The organism is Nocardia sp. NPDC060220, from assembly GCF_042727815.1.
GTDB lineage: Bacteria > Actinomycetota > Actinomycetes > Mycobacteriales > Mycobacteriaceae > Nocardia.
Genome location: NZ_JBHWZY010000511.1, coordinates 1 through 5,061 on the forward strand (window position 1 = coordinate 1; position 5,061 = coordinate 5,061).

The 5,061-nt window shown below is 66.1% G+C and carries 5 protein-coding genes; 3 read left to right on the plus strand and 2 right to left on the minus strand.

Annotation, left to right across the window (positions count from 1 at the left end):
- Nucleotides 1-34: 34 nt before the first annotated feature.
- On the minus strand, nt 35-1,720 hold the full coding sequence (locus ACFWF3_RS23770) for an FAD-dependent oxidoreductase (RefSeq protein WP_379315322.1): 1,686 nt from the start codon (nt 1,718-1,720) through the stop codon (nt 35-37).
- A 235-nt stretch (nt 1,721-1,955) separates the two neighbouring features.
- Between ACFWF3_RS23770 and ACFWF3_RS23775 the strand changes: the two genes are divergently transcribed.
- The gene (locus ACFWF3_RS23775) at nt 1,956-2,804 is read left to right on the plus strand and encodes an SDR family oxidoreductase (protein WP_379315323.1); all 849 of its coding nucleotides are present in this window, start codon (nt 1,956-1,958) and stop codon (nt 2,802-2,804) included.
- A 16-nt stretch (nt 2,805-2,820) separates the two neighbouring features.
- A complete protein-coding gene (locus ACFWF3_RS23780) occupies nt 2,821-3,621 on the plus strand; it encodes an enoyl-CoA hydratase/isomerase family protein (RefSeq protein WP_378992973.1) in 801 nt (266 codons plus the stop codon).
- A 33-nt stretch (nt 3,622-3,654) separates the two neighbouring features.
- Here the strand turns inward: ACFWF3_RS23780 and ACFWF3_RS23785 are convergent, their stop codons facing one another.
- Nucleotides 3,655-4,557 (minus strand): TetR/AcrR family transcriptional regulator C-terminal domain-containing protein, encoded by a 903-nt coding sequence (locus ACFWF3_RS23785; protein ID WP_379315324.1) that lies wholly within the window; start codon nt 4,555-4,557, stop codon nt 3,655-3,657.
- Nucleotides 4,558-4,836: 279 nt separating this feature from the next.
- Here ACFWF3_RS23785 and ACFWF3_RS23790 point away from each other — a divergent pair.
- Nucleotides 4,837-5,061: aldolase/citrate lyase family protein (locus ACFWF3_RS23790; protein ID WP_379315325.1), on the plus strand; the 225-nt coding region annotated here is incomplete at its 3' end.

The window sequence follows — 5,061 nt, forward strand, 5'->3', positions numbered from 1 at the left end:
GCCGCTTCGACACCGAAGCGGCGGTCGAGTCGTTTCAGGAGCGCGCCATCGCTGTCCGTGCCGCGTCGAGCAGATCGGCGTGATCGGTGAACTTGACCCGTGGTCGGCCGGTCGCCGCACCGGCGGACCGCTCGGCCTGGTCGATGGCTTTCCATCCCGCGCGATCGACGACATCGGGCTGCCGCTCGTTGACCAGCGCGGTGAGGGCGGCCCGATCGCCGGCGGGCGCGGTGAGTCTGCCCGCGACGAAATCGGCGACGAGGTGCTCGACGGTCTCCGCAGAGTCGACGCGGTTGGAGCCGATGACACCGCGCGGCCCACGCTTGATCCAGCCGCTGACATACACACCCTCGACCGGGCAGCCGTCCGCGCCGATGACGCGACCGTGCTCGTTGGGCACCACGCCCAGTGCTTCGTCGAAGGGCAGATCCGCCACGGCGACTCCGCGATAGCCGATCGAACGCAACACCAGGCCGGTCTCCACCCGCTCGGTCTGATCGGTGGCCCGTGCCACCCGTTGTCCGTCCCGGTCGATCAGTTCGTTGCGGGCGAACTCGAGGGATTCGACCCGCTCGCCGCCGTGGATCTCGATCGGAGAAGTCAGATAGCGGAACACGATCCGCTTGTTCTCGGGGGTGGCCGGGTCACGCGAGTATTCCTCGGCCAGTGCGTACTTCAACCGCGGTGACGGCCCGGCGTCCGGGTGGTCCAGGGCAGCGTGGTCGACCGGGTCGAGCACGAGTTCGGCCTCGTCGATGATCACGTCCACACCCTCGAGATGCCGCAGCGCCATGAACTCCGGACTCGTGTAGGCGGCCTGCAACGGGCCGCGCCGTCCGAGCAGCACGACCTCACGGATGTTGCTCTCGCGCAGCGCGGCCAGGGCATGGTCGGCGATATCGGTGCCGGCCAGCTCGTCCGGTGACACCGTGAGCACGCGGGCCATGTCGAGGGCGACGTTGCCGTTGCCGACGATCACCGCGCGCGGCCCCGAGAGGTCGAAGACGCGATCGGCGTAGTCGGGGTGGCCGTTGTACCAGGCGACGAATTCCGTGGCCGAATGCGAACCGGGCAGGTCCTCGCCGGGCACGCCCATCCGGCGGTCGCTCGACGCACCGACGGCGTAGAGCACCGCGTGATGGTGGTCCATGAGCTCCGCGTGTGAGATATGTTCGCCCACTTCCACATTGAGGTGAAAGCCGACGCTGTCGCCACGGAACGCGGAGTCGAACAACTGCGTGACGGTCTTGGTGCCCGGATGGTCGGGAGCGACCCCGGCGCGCACGAGTCCCCATGGTGTCGGCAGCTTGTCGAAGATCTCGACCTCGGCCGAGCAGCGCCGCCGTAGCTCATCGGCGGCGTAGCACGCGGCGGGGCCCGCACCGACGATCGCGACCCGGAGCGTGTCGAGACCCGGTGGTAGCCGTGGCGTCGGCGCGATCGAATCGAACGTCGAGCCCAACGGATGATGCTGGAAATAGGTGGCGTTGATATCGCGGAACCGGGCCAGCGACGCGGTCAGGCGGTCCTCGGGGAAGATGGCCTCGACCGGGCACGCGTCCGCGCACGCACCACAATCGATGCAGGTGTCGGGGTCGATGTAGAGCATTTCGGCCGTCGCGAATTCGGGGTGGTCCGGCCGAGGGCGGATGCAATCGACCGGGCACTCGGCGACGCAGGTGGCGTCGTTGCAACAACGCTGGGTGATGACATAGGCCATGTGTGCTGCTCCTTCGGGAGGGTGGAAATGCCAAGTCGCTCGGCGGATCGGGTCGGCAGCCGCTGGCGCCCGACCTTGACTGGTGATATTACTGTAATGGCAACTGGAAGGTTTTCATCAGCGTCTCGACGGCAGTGCGCGATGCGGACGAGACGGTGAGCCGGTGGAGAACCCGCGTGGCTCGCCCTGCCCTTCGGCGGAATTCGAGTCGGGGTCGAACAGATTGGAGCCGGTGATGCCGGACAGTGACAGGCCACTCGCGGGCAAGACCCTGATCATGTCGGGCGGCAGCCGCGGCATCGGGCTCGAGATCGCCAAGCGGGTGGCCGCCGACGGGGCGAACATCACCCTGATCGCCAAAACCGATCAGCCACACCCCAAGCTGCCGGGCACCGTGCATACCGCGGCCGCGGAGATCGAACAGGCCGGTGGCTCGGTCCTCGCGGTCGTCGGTGATGTGCGCGACGACGCCGTGGTCGCGGCGGCGATAGATCGAACGGTCGAAGGCTTCGGCGGGATCGACATCGTGATCAACAACGCGTCGGCGATCGACCTCGCCACCACCGAGGCTCTGTCGATGAAGGCCTACGACCTGATGCTCGACATCAACTGCCGGGGCAGCTTCCTGCTGTCCAAGCTTGCTATCGGGGCCCTGCGGAAATCGGCACTGGCCGGGCGCAACCCGCACATCCTGACTCTGTCGCCACCGTTGAACCTCGAGCCACGCTGGGCCGGAGCCCATCTCGGCTACACCATCGCCAAATACGGTATGTCGCTGACGACGCTGGGACTGGCCGAGGAACTGCGCGCCGACGGCATCGGCGTGAACTCGTTGTGGCCGCGCACCACGATCGCCACGGCGGCGATCCGGAACCGGGCCGGTGGCGAGGAGCGGATCGCCACGTCACGCACACCGGCGATCTGCGCCGATGCCGCCTACCTCGTGCTCACCTCACCCGCCGAACACACGACGGGCAACTTCCTGATCGATGAGGAAGTCCTGGCCGAGCACGGGATCACCGACCTGGACAGGTATCGGGCGGTTCCGGGGAACGCGCCGCTGACCGTCGATCTCTTCCTCTAGTACAGGAGTCGACCAGATGACCGAAGAGCTTGTGCTGCATCAACTCCGGCGCGACGGGGTGTGCACCCTGACGCTGCATCGCCCCCATCGCAAGAACGCGATCACCATCGGACTGTGGACCGCCCTGCGCGAAGCTCTGGACACGATCGCGCACGACCCCGCGGTGCGGGCGGTGGTTCTGACGGGGGCGGGTGGATCGTTCTGTTCCGGCGCCGACGTCACCGACAGTGATCCCTATGCCGCGCCGTTCGCCAAGTTGCAGGCGATCTCGGACGTCGCCCAGCGCCTGCATGATCTGCCGATACCGACCGTCGCCAAAGTGCGTGGTGTCGCGGTCGGCGCCGGATGGAATCTGGCGTTGGGATGTGACCTGGTGGTCGCGACGCCGGACGCGACGTTCTCCCAGGTCTTCGCCCGTCGTGGGCTCTCGCTGGACTGCGGCGGTTCGTGGCTGTTGCCCAAGCTCGTCGGAGTGCAGCAGGCCAAGCGGCTGGCGCTGCTGGCCGAGACGATCGATGCCGCGGCGGCGCTCGACCTCGGTTTGCTCACCTGGGTCACCCCCGAGCCCGAGATCGATGACTTCGTCGACCGGATCGCCGACCGGCTGGCGGCCGCCCCGCCGATCGCCGTCGCGCAGACCAAGGCCCTGCTCAACGAAGGCGCCGACCGGACGATGCACGAGGCGCTGGCCAGTGAATCGCGTGCGCAGGCCGTGAACTTCGCGACAACCGATGTTCCCGAGGCATATGCGGCGTTCGCTCAGAAACGCGAAGCTGCCTTCACCGGGGCATGGAACGTTCGTCGTCCGCCGAGCTGACGGCGATCGAACCGGATGCCGATATGTCGCTGGTTATTCGGCTTTGGCGGCGGACCTGCTTCGTCGCGGGGCGGCGACCTTCTTGGCTGCGACGGTCTTTTTGGCTGCCACCGTCTTCTTCGCTGTGGCGGTCTTCTCGGCTGCGACGGTCTTCTTCGCCGCGACCGTCTTCTTCGCAGGTCCAGCCGCCGCCTTCTTGGCGGGGGCGGCCCTCTTGCGCGGTGTCGACGGACGTGTCGAGTCGATCAATCGGCTCGCGCGCTCGAGAATGGATTCGAGGCCGTACTCGAAGTTGGTGTCGTCGGGAGCGCCGCTGTGATGGCCCCGTGCTCCCGCCTCGGCCAGTAGGGGAGTGGTTTCCGGAGAAATGGTCAGATGCTCGTAGTAGGCGCCGCGCTCGTCGCCGGATTCCTTGTTCTTGTCGTAGAGCCGCTGCAGGACAATCGATCCGCGAGTGTGCAACTGGATCGCCGAATACGTGTCGACGGCATCGTCGAGCGTCAGGCCGGCCTCCATGAGATTCGCGATCACCTGTTCGGTCAGTTGCGCGCCCAGGCGAGCGGCCAAGGGGCTCAGCGCCGATCGGATCAGGATCAGATCGCAGAGAATGGGGTTGCCCAGAAACGTCGCTCGCATGGTCCTGGCGTGGTTGCGCATCGTGTCCTGCCAGTCGCTCGCCTGGATGAACGGGGCCTCGCTCGCATACTGTTCCAATGCGCGATCGGTCATGGCGTTGAGCAGATCGTCCTTCTTGCGGAAATACCAGTAGATGCTGGTGACTCCGACATCCAGATGCTTGCCGAGCATCGGCATACTGAGATTGTCGAGGGACACATCTTCCGCGAGTTCGAATGCGCCGTCGAGAATATCCTCCGGGTTCAGGGACCCGCGCTCGCGTCGCTGCCGCTTATCCGCAGTCGCTTGCTGTTTCGCCATGCCGTAACCACCTTTGTGAGTTCCTGGGTTGCCGACGTTAACTGTTGTCGACGCTGCGCCGCCAGCCCTGGTGGTACGCGCCACAGTAAATGATACCGCGAGGCATTCTATCGACTCGTCGAGCCGATCACGGTGAGGAGCCGAACCGGTGTCGTCGGCGCGTCGAATATTCTCGCCGCCTGTTTACTGTATGTAGTACCGTAATGATTACGGCAAAGGGATTCGCTCCGTAGCTGCGGTGTCCACACCGGCCGACCCAATCCATCGAAGGGACCGTTCATGAGCAGCATCGGACACCGCGGAATCGACGCCAGGTCCTGGCTGTTCGCTCCTGGCGACAGTGCGCGGAAAATGGCGAAAGCGGCCACTGGGGCCGCCGATATCGTGCTCATCGATCTCGAGGACGCCGTCGCGGCCGCGGAAAAGCCGGCGGCCAGGAATCGAACCGCGGATTTCCTCGCCGCGCACGCGGAATCGGACCGCCGCCGGCTGTGGGTTCGGGTC

Excerpts from the sequence above, each read along its gene's own strand:
- ACFWF3_RS23770 (WP_379315322.1), bottom strand. The coding sequence starts at position 1,720 with ATGGCCTATGTCATCACCCAGCGTTGTTGCAACGACGCCACCTGCGTC.
- ACFWF3_RS23780 (WP_378992973.1), top strand. The coding sequence starts at position 2,821 with ATGACCGAAGAGCTTGTGCTGCATCAACTCCGGCGCGACGGGGTGTGC.
- ACFWF3_RS23775 (WP_379315323.1), top strand. The coding sequence starts at position 1,956 with ATGCCGGACAGTGACAGGCCACTCGCGGGCAAGACCCTGATCATGTCG.
- ACFWF3_RS23785 (WP_379315324.1), bottom strand. The coding sequence starts at position 4,557 with ATGGCGAAACAGCAAGCGACTGCGGATAAGCGGCAGCGACGCGAGCGC.